Source organism: Dorea sp. AF36-15AT, from assembly GCF_003477705.1.
Classification (GTDB): domain Bacteria; phylum Bacillota; class Clostridia; order Lachnospirales; family Lachnospiraceae; genus Claveliimonas; species Claveliimonas ammoniilytica.
On record NZ_QUDV01000002.1, the window covers coordinates 275,032 to 294,754 of the forward strand.

Annotated in this window: 22 protein-coding genes; all 22 read left to right on the top strand. The window is 42.4% G+C overall.

The genetic code is table 11. From position 1 onward, the window contains the following. The first annotated feature begins 8 nt into the window (after nucleotides 1–8). The 22 genes from DWZ93_RS05565 to DWZ93_RS05670 all read left to right on the top strand — a co-directional run bounded on the left by DWZ93_RS05565 (nucleotide 9) and on the right by DWZ93_RS05670 (nucleotide 19,717). The gene (locus DWZ93_RS05565; RefSeq protein ID WP_118452215.1) at nucleotides 9–2,339 is read left to right on the top strand and encodes an ABC transporter permease; all 2,331 of its coding nucleotides are present in this window, start codon (nucleotides 9–11) and stop codon (nucleotides 2,337–2,339) included. 146 nt (nucleotides 2,340–2,485) lie between these two features. Continuing rightward, nucleotides 2,486–2,989, top strand: a complete 504-nt coding sequence (gene greA / locus DWZ93_RS05570) for a transcription elongation factor GreA (protein ID WP_118452216.1) — start codon at nucleotides 2,486–2,488, stop codon at nucleotides 2,987–2,989. A 37-nt stretch (nucleotides 2,990–3,026) separates the two neighbouring features. Further along, nucleotides 3,027–3,764 (top strand): amino acid kinase family protein, encoded by a 738-nt coding sequence (locus tag DWZ93_RS05575; protein WP_118382566.1) that lies wholly within the window; start codon nucleotides 3,027–3,029, stop codon nucleotides 3,762–3,764. 146 nt (nucleotides 3,765–3,910) lie between these two features. Next, nucleotides 3,911–4,801 carry a YitT family protein gene (locus DWZ93_RS05580; protein WP_118452217.1) on the top strand — a complete coding sequence of 297 codons (891 nt, stop codon included), beginning with the start codon at nucleotides 3,911–3,913 and terminating at the stop codon, nucleotides 4,799–4,801. Nucleotides 4,802–4,914: 113 nt separating this feature from the next. After that, nucleotides 4,915–5,628 carry an IMP cyclohydrolase gene (locus DWZ93_RS05585; protein ID WP_118382574.1) on the top strand — a complete coding sequence of 238 codons (714 nt, stop codon included), beginning with the start codon at nucleotides 4,915–4,917 and terminating at the stop codon, nucleotides 5,626–5,628. Between the two features lie 13 nt (nucleotides 5,629–5,641). Then, nucleotides 5,642–6,820, top strand: coding sequence for a phosphoribosylaminoimidazolecarboxamide formyltransferase (locus tag DWZ93_RS05590; protein WP_118382575.1), 1,179 nt, complete (start codon nucleotides 5,642–5,644; stop codon nucleotides 6,818–6,820). A 108-nt stretch (nucleotides 6,821–6,928) separates the two neighbouring features. Continuing rightward, nucleotides 6,929–7,564: an endonuclease III domain-containing protein gene (locus DWZ93_RS05595; protein WP_118382576.1), complete on the top strand. Its 636-nt coding sequence runs from the start codon at nucleotides 6,929–6,931 to the stop codon at nucleotides 7,562–7,564. Nucleotides 7,565–7,632: 68 nt separating this feature from the next. Next, nucleotides 7,633–7,926, top strand: coding sequence for a hypothetical protein (locus tag DWZ93_RS05600; protein ID WP_118452218.1), 294 nt, complete (start codon nucleotides 7,633–7,635; stop codon nucleotides 7,924–7,926). Next, the gene (locus DWZ93_RS05605) at nucleotides 7,923–8,489 is read left to right on the top strand and encodes a glycerol-3-phosphate responsive antiterminator (protein WP_118382578.1); all 567 of its coding nucleotides are present in this window, start codon (nucleotides 7,923–7,925) and stop codon (nucleotides 8,487–8,489) included. The genes DWZ93_RS05600 and DWZ93_RS05605 overlap by 4 nt, the downstream gene beginning before the upstream one ends. A 114-nt stretch (nucleotides 8,490–8,603) precedes the next feature. Next, complete coding sequence (locus DWZ93_RS05610; protein WP_118382579.1) at nucleotides 8,604–8,816, top strand: helix-turn-helix domain-containing protein; 213 nt, start codon at nucleotides 8,604–8,606, stop codon at nucleotides 8,814–8,816. A 3-nt stretch (nucleotides 8,817–8,819) separates the two neighbouring features. Then, the gene (locus DWZ93_RS05615; RefSeq protein WP_118382580.1) at nucleotides 8,820–10,103 is read left to right on the top strand and encodes a type II toxin-antitoxin system HipA family toxin; all 1,284 of its coding nucleotides are present in this window, start codon (nucleotides 8,820–8,822) and stop codon (nucleotides 10,101–10,103) included. A gap of 156 nt (nucleotides 10,104–10,259) precedes the next feature. Next, nucleotides 10,260–10,622 carry a helix-turn-helix domain-containing protein gene (locus tag DWZ93_RS05620; RefSeq protein ID WP_158574282.1) on the top strand — a complete coding sequence of 121 codons (363 nt, stop codon included), beginning with the start codon at nucleotides 10,260–10,262 and terminating at the stop codon, nucleotides 10,620–10,622. A gap of 13 nt (nucleotides 10,623–10,635) precedes the next feature. Further along, nucleotides 10,636–10,830, top strand: coding sequence for a helix-turn-helix domain-containing protein (locus tag DWZ93_RS05625; protein WP_278337056.1), 195 nt, complete (start codon nucleotides 10,636–10,638; stop codon nucleotides 10,828–10,830). Nucleotides 10,831–11,047: 217 nt separating this feature from the next. Then, nucleotides 11,048–12,484, top strand: a complete 1,437-nt coding sequence (locus DWZ93_RS05630; RefSeq protein ID WP_243061133.1) for an NAD(P)/FAD-dependent oxidoreductase — start codon at nucleotides 11,048–11,050, stop codon at nucleotides 12,482–12,484. A gap of 1 nt (nucleotide 12,485) precedes the next feature. Next, nucleotides 12,486–13,754 (top strand): NAD(P)/FAD-dependent oxidoreductase, encoded by a 1,269-nt coding sequence (locus tag DWZ93_RS05635; protein ID WP_118382584.1) that lies wholly within the window; start codon nucleotides 12,486–12,488, stop codon nucleotides 13,752–13,754. Continuing rightward, a complete protein-coding gene (locus tag DWZ93_RS05640) occupies nucleotides 13,754–14,119 on the top strand; it encodes a DUF1667 domain-containing protein (RefSeq protein WP_118382585.1) in 366 nt (121 codons plus the stop codon). The genes DWZ93_RS05635 and DWZ93_RS05640 overlap by 1 nt, the downstream gene beginning before the upstream one ends. A 27-nt stretch (nucleotides 14,120–14,146) precedes the next feature. Further along, nucleotides 14,147–15,649, top strand: coding sequence for a glycerol kinase GlpK (gene glpK / locus DWZ93_RS05645; RefSeq protein ID WP_118452222.1), 1,503 nt, complete (start codon nucleotides 14,147–14,149; stop codon nucleotides 15,647–15,649). 379 nt (nucleotides 15,650–16,028) lie between these two features. Beyond that, a complete protein-coding gene (locus DWZ93_RS05650) occupies nucleotides 16,029–16,289 on the top strand; it encodes an HPr family phosphocarrier protein (RefSeq protein WP_118452223.1) in 261 nt (86 codons plus the stop codon). A gap of 37 nt (nucleotides 16,290–16,326) precedes the next feature. Next, complete coding sequence (locus tag DWZ93_RS05655) at nucleotides 16,327–18,372, top strand: BglG family transcription antiterminator (RefSeq protein WP_118452224.1); 2,046 nt, start codon at nucleotides 16,327–16,329, stop codon at nucleotides 18,370–18,372. A 15-nt stretch (nucleotides 18,373–18,387) separates the two neighbouring features. After that, nucleotides 18,388–18,780 carry a hypothetical protein gene (locus DWZ93_RS05660; RefSeq protein WP_118382590.1) on the top strand — a complete coding sequence of 131 codons (393 nt, stop codon included), beginning with the start codon at nucleotides 18,388–18,390 and terminating at the stop codon, nucleotides 18,778–18,780. A gap of 149 nt (nucleotides 18,781–18,929) precedes the next feature. Beyond that, nucleotides 18,930–19,388 (top strand): PTS sugar transporter subunit IIA, encoded by a 459-nt coding sequence (locus tag DWZ93_RS05665; RefSeq protein WP_118382591.1) that lies wholly within the window; start codon nucleotides 18,930–18,932, stop codon nucleotides 19,386–19,388. A 29-nt stretch (nucleotides 19,389–19,417) separates the two neighbouring features. Continuing rightward, on the top strand, nucleotides 19,418–19,717 hold the full coding sequence (locus DWZ93_RS05670; RefSeq protein WP_118382592.1) for a PTS fructose transporter subunit IIB: 300 nt from the start codon (nucleotides 19,418–19,420) through the stop codon (nucleotides 19,715–19,717). Nucleotides 19,718–19,723 lie beyond the last annotated feature (6 nt).

Below are 19,723 nucleotides of genomic sequence, written 5' to 3' on the forward strand. Positions count from 1 at the left end.
GGTGAGCGATGAAGAATCCACTGAATAAAAGGCTTCCGCGAGAACTGAAAAGCGAATTTGGTAAATATCTTGTACTGTTTATTTTTCTGGCAGGGATGATCGCGCTGGTGTCCGGGTTTCTGGTGGCCGATGGAAGTATGCTTAAGGCATATGAACAGAGCTTTGAAAAGTATAATATCGAAGATGGTAATTTTGAACTGGATGAAGAAGCGTCAGATGGTACGCTGCAGAAAATCGAACAGGATGGCGTAACTGTATATCCGAATTATTATATTGAAGAAGAGACGAAAGATGTAGACAGTACGATTCGAATCTTCAAACCTCGTACAGATGTTGATAAGGTTTGTCTGATGCAGGGAAAGATGCCGGAGAAGGCAGATGAGATCGCAATTGACCGTATGTATGCAGATAATAATGAATTGAAGGTTGGAGATGATCTGAAAGTCGGTAAGCAGTCATTAAAAATCACCGGACTTGTAGCCTTGTCTGACTACAGCGCTTTGTTTTCCAATACATCGGATATGATGTTTGATGCAACCAAATTCGGGGTAGCAATTATGACAGAAGATGGCTTTGCTACATTAGACGACACACATATTCACTATAGTTATGCCTGGAAATATAATGATCCACCGAAAAATGATACAGAAGCCAAGACAATGGGAGAAGATTTTCTGAAAAAACTGGCAAAAAGAGGAACGATTGTGAATTATATTCCGGAATTCGTCAATCAGGCAATTATATTTACGGGTGACGATATGGGAGGAGACAGTGCGATGTTTACTGCTTTTCTGTATATCGTAGTAGCAATTATTGCATTCGTATTTGCGATTACTACCAGTAATACGATATCCAAAGAAGCGACTGTTATCGGTACACTTCGGGCATCCGGATATACAAAACGAGAACTGATCCGGCATTATATGACGATGCCGGTGATCGTGATGTTAGCTGCGGCAGTAGTCGGAAATATACTGGGCTATACTGTACTGAAAGGTTATATGGCTGCCATGTATTACGGCAGTTACAGTCTGCCGACCTATGTGACTATATGGAGTGCAGATGCGTTTATCAAAACAACATTGGTTCCGATCCTGATCCTGATGTTGATCAACTACGTGACCTTGCGCAGCAAGCTGTCGATGTCACCGCTCAAATTTATGCGGAGAGATCTCAGCAGACGAAAAAAGAAAAAGATCGTACATCTGAGCAGTCGGATTCATTTTGTTACAAGATTCCGGTTCAGAATCATTTTCCAGAATGTACCGAACTATATTACGATATTTGTCGGTGTATTTTTTGCCAATCTGATCCTGTTATTCGGCTTGATGTTCAGTCCGCTCTTAGCTCACTTTGAACAGGATATAACACATAGCATGCTATGTAAATATCAGTATGTGCTTCAGGATATGGATAGTGAAGAATTCTCAGATGCACCGGATGGCACGATGACCAATGTGTTATATAAATTTTATACAGATTCACTGTTGGCTACGTCCACAAAAGGTGCAGAAAAATACAGCATAAATACATTAAAGACACAGGAAGGCAAGCTGAAAAGCGAAGATGTTATGGTATATGGAGTCAGCCCGGGCAGTGCGTATGTGGACATTGAATTCCAGAATCCGGATGATATTTATATATCCAATGCATTTGCGGAAAAACACAATATACATGTGGGTGACAGTGTTACACTGGATGAGCCGTATGATGATAACGATTATACATTTAAGATAGCGGGAATTTATACATATCCGGCATCCATTGCAGTCTTTATGGAACAGGATCAGTATAATAAAGTATTCAATAAACAGGAAGGATACTTTAACGGATATTTCGCTGATAAGAAGATTACGGATATCAGTGATGAAATGATATCGACGGTCATGACCAAAGACGATCTGGATAAGACATGCAGACAGCTGGAAGTATCTATGGGAAATATGATGGTATTATTCCAGGGATTTGGTGTAATCATGTTTGTACTTATCATTTACCTGTTGTCCAAGATCATTATCGAAAAGAATGCCCAGTCCATATCCATGGCAAAGATCCTGGGATATACGAATCATGAAATTAACCGTTTGTATATCACAGCAACGACCATTGTAGTAGTATTGTCGTTGATCCTTACAATTCCGTTGGCAAATATTACGATTGAGGAGATATGTAAAGCTGCATTTGCTCAGTTTTCCGGATGGCTGCCATATTATGTACCAGAGATTACCTTTGTGAAAATGTTTGCGGCAGGAGTGATAGCTTATGCACTGGTAGCGTTTTTTCAGATACGGAAGGTGAAACGGATCCCGATGACAGATGCATTGAAAAATGTAGAATAGACACAGAAGAGTGCTTCGAAAGGTGCACTCTTTTTAACTGCTGTTTTATGGGGATTCGCGCTTTTATTCCACATGAAACTGTGCTAACATTAAGTAAGTGTATGAACAGGGGGATAACAGCAGATATAAGAAAAGAGGGAGTAATCATGAGGGAGCAATTGACAAAAAGTGATGTAGAAAAGATACAGGAAGAGATCGAATATCGGAAGCTTGTGGTCAGAAAGAATGCGATCGAGGCGGTCAAAGAAGCCAGAGCGCACGGTGATCTGAGCGAGAATTTTGAATATCATGCGGCAAAAAAAGATAAAAATCAGAATGAGAGCCGTATCCGTTATCTGGAGCGTATGCTGAAGACTGCGGAAGTAATCGATGATTCATCTGCGGATAATGAAGTGGGTATCAACAATACGGTAACTCTTTACTGTGAGGATGACGATGAGACGGAAGTATATAAGCTGGTAACCTCGGTTAGGGGGAGTTCACTGAATGGACGCATCAGCATTGAATCACCGATGGGAAAGGCACTGCTTGGACACAAAGAAGGTGACAGGGTGTATATCGAAGTACAGCCGGGAGCCGGATATTATGTAGTGATCAAAAAGATAGATAAAACAGGAGAAAGCGAAGAAGATACGATTCGTAAATTCTAGGATATAAAGAATAAGATAAAGGAGAAAATAAGACACTATGGATCAGAAATTATATGATCAGGTAGAACCAAAGGCAGAGTTCCTGATACAGGCATTACCGTATATCCGGGATTTCAGTGACAAAATTGTGGTAATCGAGTATGGCTGCCGTAAGTATTTAAGCCCGATTGATGAGCAGACACTGATGAAAGATATTGCACTGCTCAAGACGGTTGGCATGCGGCCGGTTGTAGTACATGATACGCCGATGGGAGCGGACAAGTTTCGTGAGAATAAAAGGATTGCCAAGCTGATTGAGCTGTGCGGTGTGAAAGCCATCGGTATCTGCGGCATGGATCTGGATACGCTGCATATGGCATTAGATAATGATTTTATCCCGGTTATCGTACCGAATGACATTGATAATGAATATGAATTGATTGATCCGAAAGATGCATCATTAGAAGTAGCAGTCGGCTTAAAGGCGGACAAGTTAGTCTATCTGTCATCCCACAGAGGTATCTGGAAGGATGTAGAACGCACTAAGGTGTATCCGAGACTTACCGTAGATGAAGTCCATCAGCTGCTGGATGAGGGAAAAGTGACAGAAGGTGTGATAAGCAGAGTAGAACGTGGATTCCGTGCAGTCGAACAGGGGGTAAACCGTGTACATCTGGTAGATGGACGTATACCACACGCACTGATTCTGGAATTTTTCAGCAAAGCAGGTGTCGGAACCATCATTATCAAAGAAAAAGATATTCTGTATCCGCATGAGTTAGAATTGGATGAATAAGGAAAGATCTCTTGAATTATTGCACATATACAAGTATAATAGCACTGTATTAGGCGATGCCTTGATCCACGTCTGTTAGGGAAAATTCTCTGACAGGCGTGTTTTTGTTGTATAGCATTTTTTAACAAAAATATTCGGAGGTTTTTATGGAAAACATATATTTAAAACGGATAAGTACGGTTGCGACGGTGATTTTTGGAAATGTATTATATGCACTTGTGGTCAGGCTGTTTTTGCTGCCGGGCAATCTGATGACAGGAGGCACGACTGGTATCGGTCTGGTGGTGAACCATTTTACAGGATTGTCCATTTCCGGATTTGTACTGGTGTTCAATATTATAATGCTATTAGTCGGAGTAGCATTTCTTGGTAAAAAGTTTGCACTGACTACGGTGATAAGTTCTTTTACGTATCCAATCGCATTGGAAGCAGCCAACCGAATTTTCGGGAATTATGTGATTACGGAGAATGCCATGCTGAATACAATTTTTGCCGGACTTGGTGTCGGTATAGGACTTGGCGTGGTTATTCGTACAGGTGCATCTACAGGAGGTATGGACATTCCGCCGCTGGTATTGCATAAGTATTTCAGGATTCCGGTATCTGTGAGCCTGAATGCATTTGATATGCTGATACTGGTCATGCAGGTAATCTATAATCCGCCGGAAAGAGTACTATATGGGATCCTTCTTGTACTTGTGTATACGACCGTGCTGGATAAAGTGCTGATGATGGGAAGTACGAAGACGGAGGTTAAGATCATCAGCAGTCAGGTGGAAGAGATACGACAGGCGATACTGGCTCAGGTGGACCGGGGTGTGACGATGCTTTATGGTGAAGGCGGATACCGTCAGGAACGAACTCAGATCGTGCTGAGTATTGTATCGAATCGTGAACTTCCACAGGTAGAGAAGCTGATCAGACAGATCGATCCGGAGGCATTTATGATTGTTAGCAGGGTTACAGAAGTGCGCGGACGAGGCTTTTCATTGAGTAAACATTACGGAGAAGAACAGAAAAATGGCGATGCTCTATAAGCAGTGATTATAAATAGCTCCAAGGATAAATAAACAGTCAGCTACTGGAAATGACAGCCATAGTTCTATATAATGATACTGTATCTAATTGTTCAGTAAAAGGAGAAGGATTCATGGAAATGTTGTCAATTGAGAAGGAACTGAAGGAAAATGCATATCCTGGAAGAGGAATTATCATTGGAAAGAGTGCTGATGGCACAAAAGCGGTAACAGCTTACTTTATTATGGGAAGAAGCGAGAACAGCCGTAACCGTATTTTTGTAGAAGACGGAGAAGGCATCCGCACACAGGCATTTGACGAGTCCAAGCTGACAGATCCAAGCCTGATTATCTATGCGCCGGTACGTGTGCTTGGCAATAAGACGATCGTGACAAATGGAGATCAGACAGATACGATCTACGAGGGCATGGACAAGCAGCTGACTTTTGAACAGTCACTGAGAAGCAGAGAATTTGAGCCGGACGGACCGAATTACACACCTCGTATTTCCGGAGTTATGCACGTTGAGAATGGAAGATATAACTACGCAATGTCTATCCTCAAGAGTAATAACGGTGATCCGTCAAGCTGTAACCGTTATACATTTGCATATGAGAATGCAAAAGCGGGAGAAGGACATTTTATCCATACTTATATGCATGATGGTAATCCGTTGCCAAGCTTTGAGGGAGAGCCGAAGCTTGTGGCAATCCCGGATGATATGAATGCATTCACAGATCTGTTATGGAACAGTCTGAATGAGGATAATAAAGTATCTCTGTTTGTGCGTTATATTGATATTGCAACAGGTAACTATGAGTCAAAGATTGTAAATAAAAATAAATAAGGAGCGGATAAGGATGAAAGAGTTAGAACTGAAATACGGATGTAACCCGAATCAGAAACCATCAAGAATCTATATGGCAGACGGAAGCGAACTCCCGATCAAGGTGCTGTGTGGACGTCCTGGATATATCAATTTTCTGGATGCATTTAATGGATGGCAGCTTGTAAAAGAGCTGAAGAAAGCAACCGGACTTCCGGCAGCTACATCTTTCAAGCATGTATCGCCGGCAGGTGCTGCAGTGGGACTTCCGCTTTCTGAGACACTGGCGAAGATCTACTGGGTAGATGACCTTGGTGAGCTGTCGCCGCTTGCCAGTGCATATGCAAGAGCCAGAGGTGCCGACCGTATGTCTTCCTTCGGTGATTTTATTTCTCTGTCAGATGTCTGTGATGTAGATACAGCCAGACTGATCAAGAGAGAGGTTTCGGACGGTGTGATCGCACCGGGATATGAGCCGGAGGCACTTGAGATTCTGAAACAGAAAAAGAACGGCAATTACAATGTGATCCAGATCGATCCGGATTATGTACCGGCTGCACTGGAACACAAGGATGTATTTGGTATTACATTTGAACAGGGAAGAAATGAGCTGAATATTGACGAGCATTTCTTCGATGAGATCGTAACAGAGAATAAAGAGATGACTGAGCAGGCTAAGATTGATCTTGCGATTTCGATGATCACACTGAAGTATACACAGTCCAACTCTGTATGCTATGTGAAAGATGGACAGGCAATCGGTATCGGTGCCGGACAGCAGTCACGTATCCACTGTACACGACTGGCTGGTCAGAAGGCTGATAACTGGTGGCTGAGACAGTGCCCGAAGGTGCTGAATCTTCCATTTAAGGAAGGTATCCGCCGTGCAGACAGAGATAATGCGATCGATCTGTACATTGGCGACGAATACATGGATGTGCTGAACGATGAAGCATGGCCGAACACATTTTCAGAGAAGCCGGAAGTATTTACCAGGGAAGAGAAACGCGCATGGTTAGACAAGCTGACAGATGTAGCACTTGGATCTGATGCATTCTTTCCATTTGGCGATAACATCGAGCGTGCACATAAGAGTGGCGTAAAATATATCGCTCAGCCGGGCGGATCTGTCAGAGATGACAATGTAATCGAGACCTGTAACAAATACGACATGGTTATGGCATTTACAGGCATCCGTCTGTTCCATCACTAATAAGAAAAATAGAGTATATCCGATGCGTGTCATTCAGTTGGCACGCATCTTTCTTTATGAATAAAAGAATGTTATAATGGGCGAAAAGCTTATAATCGGAGGATGACAATGAGGAAGAAAGAACGGGCGCTGGAAATCATACAGCGTTTAAAAGAAGAATATCCGGATGCAGACTGCACGCTGGACTATGATCAGGCATGGAAGCTGCTGGTCAGTGTCCGGTTGGCGGCACAATGCACCGATGCCAGAGTGAATGTTGTGGTAGAAGATCTATATGCTAAGTATCCGACGGTGGATGCGCTGGCAGCAGCGGAGCCGGAAGAGATCGAGGCGATTGTGAAGCCGTGTGGATTAGGGAAAAGCAAGGCGCGAGACATCAGTGCCTGTATGCGGATCCTGCGTGATGAATATGGCGGTAATGTGCCGGACGATTTTGATAAATTATTGAAGCTCCCGGGAGTCGGCAGAAAGAGTGCGAACCTGATCATGGGAGATGTGTTTGGCAAACCGGCGATCGTAACGGATACACATTGCATCCGTCTGACGAACCGAATGGGACTGGTAGATGGTATTAAAGATCCGAAAAAGGTGGAAATGGAATTATGGAAGATTATTCCGCCGGAGGAAGGCAGTGATTTCTGTCACCGACTTGTAAATCATGGACGGGAGGTCTGTACGGCAAGAACGAAACCACATTGTGACAGATGCTGTCTTGCTGATATATGCAAGAAAGTCGGAGTGTAACGCGGTCGAATATAAACGAATATAAAGTTGATAGCTGATGCTAATGATGATAATGGAGTGTGATATAAATGGCAGATATTGCAGGAATGCTGGATGAATTACAGCATAAGACAGCGCATAATCCGGAATGGAAGGCAAGATTTCTTGCGTCCAGAGAGGAAGCAGATCCGATTTCCGCATTTTGCAGGATTTGCAGAGAATTTGGATATGAGATCTATGAGGTGGATCTGATCTGTGCCGGAGAGAACTTTTATGCATCGATGCGCAGAAGCACCAATGGCGGAGGAGAAAATTCGCCCAAATTACTAGGTGAGGATGATTTCTATGAACTCTTTTTCGCCGGATTGGAGAATGATAAATGAATCATGCATTTCGAGAAATTATAGAGGACTGCCCTGTGATCGCTACTGTGAAGGACATGGAGAGTCTGGAAAAGAGCTTTGAGACGGACAGTCAGATTATATTTATATTATTCGGAGATATCTGTAATATATCCGAGATTGTAGAGCGCGTCAAAACAGAAGGACGGATTGCTATGGTGCATCTGGATCTGGTCAGTGGATTTGACGGACGGGAGATTGCAGTCGATTTTATCAGGCACAACACCAGAGCAGATGGTATTATATCCACCAAGACCGCACAGATCAATCGTGCGAAGGAACTGGGATTGTATGCAGTGCATCGCTTTTTTGTGCTGGATTCCCGTTCGCTGGAAAATATCAGACGCCAGAGTGCGGCAAGCAAGCCGGACTGCATCGAGATCCTACCTGGGATTATGCCGAAGGTGATTAAAAGAATTGTGCAGCATCAGCATATTCCGGTAATTGCGGGTGGACTGATTGATGATAAAGAAGATATCATGACAGCACTTAAAGCAGGGGCGACAGCCATATCTACGACGAGACAGGAGTTGTGGTTTATCTAGGCTTGACAGAGCCGTACGGCATATATTATATTAAAAACAAAAAAATTAGCCGTACGGCAAAGAAAACTAGAACAGAAATATAAATTAGCCGTACGGCATAGTTGGAGAAGAAAAATGAAAATAAATAATACGAAGACATTAGGTGAAACTATACGGGCAAGAAGGAAAGAATTACATTATACACAGGCATATTTAGCAGAGTTCACTGGACTTAGTGTTACATTTATTTCGGATGTGGAAAGAGGAAAAACGACGGCAGAAATAGAAAAAATTATTCGTTTGATTAATGTGTTGGGGTTGAATTTGTTAGTAGAAAAGAGGGAATGATAAATGCAGAGATTGGCTGTTCAAATAGAGGTAAAGGGTGCGTTTAAACAGGTAGGAGAGATTGTAGGTACGAGCTCGGATGATGCACGATTCACATATACGGAGAGTTATTTGAAAGATCCGGAGAGTAGGGCAGTATCTATTAGTATGCCGTTAGAACAGCAATCTTTTAGTGTAGAAAGTACAAGAAATTTTTTCGAAGGATTATTACCGGAAGGGTTTACAAGACGATGTGTGGCAGAATGGTTGCATCGAGATGAAAAAGACTATCTTGCAATTCTTGCCGGACTGGGGCAAGAGTGCCTTGGTGCAATAAAAATTATCGATGAATCTAGAGCAGTACTTCCGTCGAAATATAAAGAGCTTACATCAGAAGAAGTGAAAAAACTGGCACAAGAAGGAGCAACGGAATCGGCAGAAATGGTAACTAAATCACATTTATCGTTGACTGGAGCATCGGGCAAAGTAGGTTTGTATTACGATGAACAAAAAGATAAATGGTACTTGCCAATTGGAGAAGCACCAAGCACTCATATTGTAAAGCAAAGTCATATCAGGCTGAAGCGAATAGTGGCAAATGAACAGTTGTGTTTGCTTACAGCGAAAAATTTGGGGATTGAAATACCGCAAAGTTTTATTATAAAGACGGAAAGTAACGAAGCAGAAGATGTGCTTTTTGCGACAAAGAGATACGATCGGAGAATGCAATCCAATGGAAGAAAATTAAATGGTATGAATATTCCATATAGATTACATCAGGAAGATTTTTCGCAGGCATTAGGAATCCCTGCCTCTGAAAAATATGAAAAAGATGGCGGCTCGTATTTGAGCAAAATGTTTGGAATATTGCGTGATTATTCAGCCTCACCAATTGAAGATCAGTTGAAGTTGTGGGATATATGTGTATTTAATTTCCTGATAGGTAATACCGATAATCATATTAAAAACCTATCATTACTTTACGGGAAAGATTTGAAAACAATTCGTCTTGCGCCAGCATACGATATTGTCAGTACCATGGTTTATGAAAGCAGTACAGAAAATATGGCTTTGAGTATTGGTGGAGATTATAGTATTCGAAAAATTACAGAAGAATCATTTGCAAAAGAAGCTACGAAAGCTGGACTTGGTGTGAAGATGGCAATGAAACGACTGGATACGCTACGAAAGAATTTTGTGGAGGCGTTAAATACTGGGGCTCAAGTGTTAGAAGAGCAAGGTTTTGAAGGAACTAAGGATATTGCAGAGCAGATTATGAGCTGTGGAGGCATACGAAATTACATATAAAGGATTCTGTAAAGGGTTCTGCTTGACGAGATACATCTGTCGCTCTGAGAAAAATTTTATAAAATTTAAACTACCGAGGCAATGCTATGCATATAATTAATGGTCATATGAAAGGCTATTCTTTACAATAACGGTAAGAATGCTGGAGGTAGGATGATGGATTATAAAAAACTGGGAGAAAGGATCAGACAGGCACGCAAAGCACTGCATTATTCGCAGGAACAGTTCGCAGGCGAAATCGGATATTCTGTACCGCATATTTCACATGTAGAAAATGCAAGAACCACTCTCAGTGTCGACTTCTTAGTTAAGGCGTCGAATGCTTTACATGTATCTGCTGACCAGCTTCTGTGTGACAGCCTGAAATATACCAATGATGTATACAAAGGCGAGATAGTGGAAGCGTTAGAAGATTGTAGCCAAACGGAACTTATGATTATCAGTCAGACAGTTATGGATCTGAAACGCAATTTGAGAAAGAACATAGGTGTCGATGATGAAGAAGGAACAGTTGGGTAAGAATCTGAAGTATATGAGGGAATGTCATAACATGTCACAGAGTCAGCTGGCGGGTAAATTATGGTTAGACCGCAGTTCTATTTCCGGATACGAGATTGGCAAACGGATGCCGGATATCTTGATTTTGTGGGAAATGGCAGAGATTATGAACGTATCTCTGGACGAGCTGGTCGGAAGAAAAAAGATGAGTAAAGCAGTTGGATTATAAAAAAGGTATTGCCATATTCTGAGAAAAGTGCTATGGTAATTACAGTTAAATAATGATTTTGGAGAAAACGGAGTACAAAAATAGACGGCGTGAAGCCGGCTTGTTTTTGTACTCTTTTTTTGTTTCGTTCAGAGCCCGGCAGAATTGGACACAAAAGCAAAACGCGCAGCGTTTTGGAAGTGACTCTGGACGAAAGTTAGCAGAAGGAGGATATAATATGCGAGACATAGTAATAATTGGAGCCGGAGTCAGCGGAAGTGCGGTGGCACGAGAACTGTCCAGATATCAGTATGATGTACTGGTGGTGGAAGCTAACAGTGATGTGTGCGAAGGAACATCCAAGGCCAACAGCGGTATTGTTCATGCAGGATTCGACACAGAGCCAGGTTCTATGATGGCGAAGATGAATACCAGAGGCAATGAGATGATGGAGCAGCTGTCCAAGGATTTGGATTTTCCGTTTAAACGAAATGGATCACTGGTTCTCTGCTTCGACGAGAAAGATATGGATCAGTTAGTATATCTTCTGGAAAAAGGTCAGAAAAACGGTGTTCCGGGTCTTCGGATTATCACAAAAGAAGAAGTGAAAGAGATGGAGCCGAATGTCACCGATGACATGGTGGCAGCTTTGTATGCGCCGACTGGTGGAATTGTATGTCCGTTTGGATTGAACATTGCAATGGCTGAAAATGCATGTGAGAATGGTGTGGAGTTCCAGTTTGATACAGAGGTTCAGAATATCATACCGATCGAAGGTGGTTACAGACTGGAAACTTCCAGGGGTGACATGGAGACAAAGATGGTTATCAATGCGGCGGGTGTCTATGCGGATAAGTTCCATAATATGGTCAGTGAAGATAAGATTGAGATTATTCCGAGAAAAGGTGAGTACTGTTTGATGGATAAAAAGGTGGGAGATTTTGTAAAGAGTACAATTTTCCAGCTTCCTACAAAATACGGTAAAGGCGTACTGGTAACACCTACGGTACACGGTAATCTGCTGGCAGGACCAACGGCGGTAGATATTGAAGATAAGGAAAATACACAGACGACTGCCGAAGGTTTGGAAGAACTGCTGACAAAGGTAAAAGTCAGCGCACCGAACATTCCGACACGTCAGGTGATCACATCATTTACAGGTCTTCGAGCACATTGGACCGGACATGAATTTATTATCAAGGAAGTAGAAGGAGCACCGGGATTTATTGATGTGGCAGGTATTGAGTCACCGGGACTTACCAGTTCTCCGGCAATTGGAGAATATGTAGCAGAGTTGGTGCGGGGCATTTATCCGAAGGAAAAGAAAGTACATTTCAAGGCAACAAGAAAAGGAATTCCGAATGTGGCAGAGGCATCATTTGAAGAGCGCCAGGAACTGATCAGACAGAATCCGGCATACGCCAATGTGATCTGTCGATGTGAAGTAGTTACAGAAGGCGAAATTATGGATGCGATTCACAGACCACTTGGAGCTACAACACTGGACGGCATCAAACGTCGTACCAGAGCAGGGATGGGAAGATGTCAGGCAGGATTCTGTGCACCAAAACAGGTGGAGATCCTGGCAAGAGAGCTTGGCAAAGACGTATCGGAGATTACCAAATCCGGCGAAGGTTCTGCATTTTTAACAGGTTACGATAAGGAGGATATATAAGATGAAGACAGAGATCGCAATCATCGGGGGAGGACCGGCAGGACTGGCGGCAGCAGTTGCAGCCAGAGAGGCAGGGGTACAAGATATCCTGATCATAGAGAGAGATAATGAACTTGGTGGTATTTTGAATCAGTGCATACATAACGGATTTGGACTGCATACATTTAAGGAAGAATTGACCGGACCTGAGTATGCCGGAAGATATATTGAAAAGGTAAAGGAAATGAAGATTCCGTATCTGCTTCATACGATTGTTGTGGATGTGTCCAGGGACAAAGTTGTTACTGTAATGAATAAAGAACAGGGCATGTTCCAGATTGAGGCAAAAGCAGTGATTCTGGCAATGGGATGCAGAGAGCGTTCCAGAGGTGCACTGAATATTCCGGGTTATCGTCCGGCGGGTATTTATTCCGCAGGAACTGCACAGAGATACGTCAATATGGAAGGAAGAATGCCTGGTAAAAAGGTTGTGATCCTGGGTTCCGGAGATATCGGACTGATCATGGCGAGACGTATGACGCTGGAGGGTGCCAAGGTTCAGGTGGTAGCAGAGTTGATGCCATATTCCGGCGGCCTGAAACGTAATATTGTACAGTGTCTGGATGATTATGGTATCCCGCTGAAGCTGAGTCACACAGTGGTAGACATCAAAGGAAAGAAGCGCGTGGAAGGTGTAACACTTGCACAGGTAGATGAGAATCGCAAGCCGATTCCGGGTACAGAAGAATATTATGATTGTGATACCTTGCTTCTGTCCTGTGGATTGATCCCGGAGAATGAACTTTCTTCCCAGATAGGAGTAGAACTGAATCCGGTGACATCCGGTCCTGTAGTGAATGAAAGTCTGGAGACGAATGTAGACGGCGTATTTGCCTGTGGTAACGTGCTTCATGTCCATGATCTGGTAGATTATGTATCCGGAGAAGCAAAGACTGCCGGTGAAAATGCGGCAGCATATGTACAGGGCAATCTTCCGGAAGCTGGCAAAGAGATTCCATTAAAAGGTGAGAATGGAGTACGTTATACGGTGCCTTGCAGTGTGGATGTCGACCGTATGACGGATAAGCAGGTAGTACGTTTTCGTGTGGGAAATGTTTATAGAGACAAGTATCTCTGCGTGTATTATAATGATAAGTGTATCAGCAGGGTTAAGAAAAAAGTAATGGCTCCCGGCGAGATGGAACAGGTAATCCTTCTGAAATCCAAGCTCAAAGAATTTGAAGGACTTGAGAGCATTACCATTCGGATTGAAGAGGAGGAACAGAGATAATGAGAGAGAAAGAGTTAGTATGTATCGGATGTCCTCTGGGCTGTAGCCTGAAAGTGACCATCCAGGACGATAGCACTATGGAAGTAACTGGCAATACATGTCCGAGAGGAGCGGACTATGCCAGAAAAGAACTGACAGATCCAAGACGGATCGTCACGTCTTCAGTCCCGGTAGAGGGAGGCCATCTGCCATGTGTATCTGTGAAGACAGAATCAGATATACCAAAAGACAAGATATTTGACTGTATCAAAGCACTGAAAGATGTGAAGCTTCAGGCTCCGGTGAAGATCGGACAGATCGTATTGCCGGATGTGGCAGGTACAGGGGTCAACGTGTTGGCAACTAAGAATATTCAGGCCCTGTAGCAGAATCAAACAGAGAGGATGAATTGTATGGAGCAGTATGTAATGGCCCTGGATCAGGGGACGACCAGTTCCCGCTGTATATTGTTCAATCATGCGGGGGACATCTGTGGTATGGCACAGAGGGAATTTGAACAGATTTATCCGCATCCGGGCTGGGTAGAGCAGAATCCGAGAGAGATCTGGTCATCCCAGTATTCCGTTATGGCACAGGTGATGGCGGAAAATGGAATTGATGCGAAGCAGATAAAGGGAATTGGTATTACTAATCAGAGAGAGACGACGATTATCTGGAACCGTTATACGGGCGAACCGGTGTACAATGCAATTGTGTGGCAGTGCCGTCGGACAGCGGAGATGATTGATGCATTAAAAGAAGAGGGGTTCGATCAGGTGATCCGCGAGAAGACGGGATTGATCGCAGATGCGTATTTCAGTGCCAGCAAGATCGCATGGATTTTAGATCATGTAGAAGGCGCCAGAGAACAGGCTGAGAAAGGCGATTTGCTCTTTGGAACAGTAGATACCTGGCTGATTTGGAATCTGACCGGGGGACTGGTACATGTGACCGATTATACGAATGCATCCCGGACGATGTTATTTGACATTCATAAGTTGTGCTGGGATGAGGAAATCATGGCGAAGTTCCGTATTCCACGTGCAATGCTGCCGGAAGTAAAGCCATCCAGCTGCATTTACGGTTATACGGATGAGAAAGTTCTGGTAGGCAACGTGCCGATAGCAGGTGCAGCAGGCGATCAGCAGGCGGCACTGTTCGGACAGGGATGTTTTCAGCCTGGGGATGTGAAGAATACATATGGTACAGGATGTTTCCTGCTTATGAACACGGGAACAGATCCGGTAATGTCAGGCAATGGACTCCTGACAACGATCGCGGCCAGCACAGATCCGGCGAAGGTAGAGTATGCATTGGAAGGCAGTATCTTTGTAGCCGGAGCCGCTAATCAGTGGCTACGTGACGGCATGCGCCTTGTAGAGAGTACGCCAGAGACAGAAAAGTACGCCAGTCAGGTGGAAGATACAGATGGCGTATATATTGTTCCTGCATTTGCGGGAATGGGTGCTCCTTACTGGAATCAGTATGCCAGAGGTACAGTGGTCGGACTGACGAGAGGCTGTACCAGAGAGCACTTTATCCGTGCAACGCTGGAATCTATCGCATATCAGGCATATGATGTGATTAAGGCGATGGAAGAAGATGCAGGAGTACGGTTGAACGTGCTGAAGGTAGATGGAGGTGCCAGCGCCAATAATATGCTGATGCAATTCCAGGCAGATATCAATAATGCTATTGTGCATCGCCCGAAATGTATTGAGACTACAGCGCTTGGAGCAGCATATCTGGCAGGACTTGCAACCGGATACTGGAAGAGCAAAGACGAGATTAAAGAGAACTGGCAGCTTGGAAGAGCATTTGAGTCAGAAATGGATAAAGAGAAGAGAAATCAATTGCTGAAAGGCTGGAAACGCGCAGTGCGTTGCGCAATCGCCTGGGCAGAAGATGATGAGTAAAAGAGAATAAAGCATAGAATGAGAGGCGTCATTGCGGTGGTAGCGATGGCGTCTTTTTTTGCATATCAGCAGGATTAATCATAGATTCTATTATAGAAAATATCTATTAGATGAAAATGTTATATTGAAGTAATCTATGCATATTGTTGAATCGATAATTTTAAATATACGCCAATTTGTGCGTGTTTTAGGACTTTTTTGCAATGTAATTGTGATGAATATGTTGATGAGTGCAATTTTTGCACGAATTGTCAAAAAATAAGTGCAAATGTTTGCTATTTTTTTGTTATTGATGTGTTGATAGAATGTAAAGCATAAAGAAAGTCCTTGGAGAGGGACGGTAAATACTACTACAAATAATAAATTATGAGGTGAGAAAATGGTTGAAAGAAATCTGGTAGTAAAAAACAAAACAGGACTTCATGCAAGACCGGCAGCAAGTCTGGCGTCACTGTGTGGCAAGTTCAAAAGCGAGATCAGAATTTACACAGAGGACACAGAGATTAATCCCAAAAGTGTTCTGAGCATTATGGCAGGCGGCGTGTACGCAGGAACACCGATCAGATTAACCGTTGAAGGTGAAGATGAAGAAGAGGCTGGTGCAGCAATTGTTGAATTGATTGAAAATCTGGTTGACTAATTTAAAAGAAAAATGTTTCTGATAAGGAGCAGGTGACGTGGAATTACGAAAACGACAGGCAAAGATATTACAGGATCTTTTTGAAAAAAAGAGAATATCCGTAGATGCAATACTGGACGAATATGGAATTTCAAAGAGAACATTATATTATGATTTGAATAAAATTAATGACTGGCTGAGTGAAGATAATTTTGGCATGGCCAACATTGAAGATAAAGAAATCGTGATAGAGATTGCCAATCTTGCAGGCATGGAAAAGCGGATGCATAGAGGAAAAGAATATTATTTTTCTTCAGAAGAGAGAAGGGCGATAGAGTTTCTGTTTATCACACTGAATTCTGAAAAAATTGTAATCGATGATCTGAAAAATGCATTTGATGTTAGTCGCAATACGATACTTTCTGATTTGAAAAGTGTAAAAAGCGAAATAGAAGAAAGTGGAGAATTGAAATTCTGTAATTCCATTAAGCAGGGCTATTATGTTACGGGAGATGAATCCACATTAAGAAAGATTATTCAGGAGAAAATCAATGAGCTGAAAACTCCGGAAGGAAAAGCAGTGTTGAAGATTTATATGCAGAATTCGCTGTTTGAACTTACAAAAAATGAAATTGATTTTTACAAACTGTGTATCTGTATCATTAAACAGTATGAACTGGATATTAAAAATGAATATATATTGTCAGATATGCAGACGGAAGGATTCATGATCCAGGTATCCTGGATACGTAGTCTGAAGGGATATACGATAAAACTCAGTGATGATGAAAAAAATGCACTTACAGGAACATTGTCGTATCGATCTGTTGAAAACAGTGTGGAGAAGATGGCAAGATGTGGCATCGAGATGGTACAGGAAGAAGTATATTATCTGGCATCCATGCTGCTTGGAATCGAAACAACAGGATTTAAGACACACAGGGAAGAGGAGAGGTTTATTGAAAAGATTGCCGATCAGTTTATCTCTAATTTTGAGAGAATTACTTGCTTAGTGTTTTATAACCGTAGCAAATTACGGCATGAGTTGTTTCACCATCTGCGGGCATTGTTTTACCGCATGAAATACGGAACACCGTCTGATAATCCGCTGACCAGAGATATTAAACAGATGTATTCGTTTGTGTTTGAGGCTACGAGACGGGCGATTGCAGAGGTGGGCAATGATTTTATGCGGGATATTCCAGATACAGAAATTGCGTATCTCTGCATTTATATGGTAAGTAATCTGGATGAAAAGAAAGTGCATCAGAGTGCAAAATACGATGGAAGTATTCTGATTGTAGGACCTAAAAATATGGCAATCGCGACTCTGATCAAAGAACAGATTCAGAATTTGCTTGGTGACAGCTTTGAGTATGATGTGATTTCGTTGAGCCGACTGAAAACCAGAATGCTGAGCGAGTATGTAATGGTAGTGCTTGTGGATGTGCCACGAGGGAAGGTGACAGGAGAAAATGTCGTTGAGACCAGTATCGTACTTAACAAGGAAGATCAGCAGAAGATTGTGGATATATTGCAGAATGAGAAGCTGTTATCCAAATACAACAACAAAATAGAAGATATTCTATCAATAGTAGAAGAAAATGTGACACAGCCGATTGAACGAAAAGAACTTTATTTCAGTTTATTTCGTTATTTTAATTCACGAAAAGGATATAACCCATCAGAACAGCCGGGCATGGAATGTATTCTGGGCGAGAAGACCAGGACGGAAGTATTGCCGGATCATATGGATTGGGAAGATACGTTGCATTATGGCAGTGAGTTGTTGGATAGTTCGGAAGGCCGATTGTGGGAACGAATTCAGAATCTGGTATCCAGAGACAAGTTGCAGACCTATCGTTTTGAGAAGGATGCAATCCTCATTCATTACCCGATGCAGGGTGAGCAGCAGAGAGAAATCAAGCTTCTCAAAATGATTTCAGAAGAAGGTGTGGTTTGTCCAGACGGCAAGAAAGCATATCTGATTTTATGCCTTACTACGATTGACAAATATTCTCATTTTTCTTTGTTGGATGAGGTATATCGTTTTTACGGAAAGAAGACGAAGATTACGGAACTGGTTGAATCGTATAAGCAATAGTCTGGGAGGATTATGATGAAGTGTATATATTGTGGAAAAGAAACCGAAAAGAATAAATATACAATTCGAGTTAATAAAGGTGCAGAAGAAGTTCAGTGCTGTGGACGGGAATGTTATTTGAAAACACGTAAATTTATCGATGCAGACAACAGTAAAAAGAAACTGCTGTTCTATATTATTGCAGCAGTACTTGTAGTAATTAATTTGTTTGTATTAGGTTACAAATTGCAGGTGTGGTGGATGTATATGCCAATGATTGGACTTGGAGCAATCGTGGTTGCACAGCCATCTATGTATTGCACACCATTCTTTTATGAAAGTTTCGGTATGGTGAAAGCGTGGAAAATTATACGCGTAATAGGTGTGGCCATTGTGCTGATTGGTGTATTGATTACGCTGTTCCAGTAGTGCGATATATTGATATTACACAAAAAAACACAACTTTTTGCATCGGATATGTGCGAAATAGTGAACACTTTTGGTCTGTTTTGTGAAAAAAAAGAATGCTACTATATATTTAGCAAGAAAAATAAAACAAACATATGGGAGAGAGCAAGATGAAAAAGTTAAATGAAGCACTGATCGTGCTGGATGCAGATGTTGAGACTGCAGAAGACTGTATTCGCCTGGCAGGAGAGATGTTTGAGAAAAACGGATATGTAAACGCTGGATATGCGGATGCGGTTGTAGAGCGGGAAAAAGAATACCCGACAGGACTTCCTGGAAAAGGAATCAATATTGCAATTCCTCATACCAACAACAAGCTGGTAAACGAGCCGGCAGTTGGAGTGATCATTCCGAAAAAGGCAGTGACATTCAGTATGATGGGAATGAAAGAGAACAAGTTGGAATGCGAAGTGATTTTACCATTAGTGGTAAAGGATTCGCATCAGCAGATTGGCATGTTAAAGAAAATGATGTCAATCATTCAGGATGGTGAACTACTGAAGCGACTTAGAGATTCGAAAGATAAGACTGAGATTTTGAGTTTGTTAAGTGCTTTAGATGAAGTTTAAAACCCATATAAAAGGAAGGAGGAACTAAAATGAGACCAATTAACATTTTGTCAGTATGTGGATCAGGTACTGTTAGTTCAGCAATGCTTACATCCAAACTTACAGACATCCTGGAGGAGAATGGATACGAGGTAGAGGCTACTGAGGTAGCACCTGGCGGAGTAGAACTTGCAGTTCAGACAGCTAATTATGATCTGATTGCTTATACAAGCCCGGTAGAAGATAGCTTTGGCTTGCCTTTGCTGAATGCAACAGGCTTCTTGGTAGGAATCAATGAGGACGAATTCATTGAAGAGCTTATGGAAGTTGTAAGAAACTTAAAACTGTAAACAATC